The 564-nt window shown below is 49.8% G+C and carries 1 protein-coding gene; it reads right to left on the reverse strand.

Going from position 1 to position 564, the window contains the following annotated elements:
• Positions 1–564 (reverse strand): UDP-N-acetylmuramyl-tripeptide synthetase (locus R7Z50_RS29840; protein WP_318150059.1); only part of this gene is annotated, 564 nt, incomplete at both ends.

The following is a 564-nucleotide window of genomic DNA, read 5'->3' on the forward strand; positions in this document are numbered from 1 at the left end:
AATTTGGTAGTCTTCGTGGCCCTTACCTGCCAGCAAGATAATGTCTTGAGGCGCAGCGTTTTCTAACGCGTAAGAAAGCGCTTTAAAGCGATCATGCTGGACAATCGCTTCTGCTGGTTTGGATAGGCCAGCAAGCATATCTTTGACGATGAATACAGGGTCTTCACTGCGCGGGTTATCATCGGTCAAGACGACTTTGTCACCCAAACGCTCAGCGATTTCTGCCATCATCGGACGCTTACCCGCATCGCGATCGCCACCACAACCGAAAATAGCCCAAAGCTGTCCGTCACAATGCACGCGCAGTGCTTGTAATGCTTTTTCAAGCGCATCAGGCGTGTGAGCGTAATCGACCACAACTTTAGCGCGATTTTCAGCTTGGAATAGCTCCATTCGGCCTAACACCGGCTGCAATTGAGCAGCCGTCGCTAGCAAATCGCTCTTATCAAAACCAAGGCTCAATAAGGTCGCAAATGCCAGCATTAAGTTGGCTGCGTTGAATTCACCAATCAACGGCGCATGCAGCGTACCTTCGCCAAACTGACCATCAAAACGAATCGTAAT

The organism is Vibrio sp. 1249-1 (genome assembly GCF_033340495.1).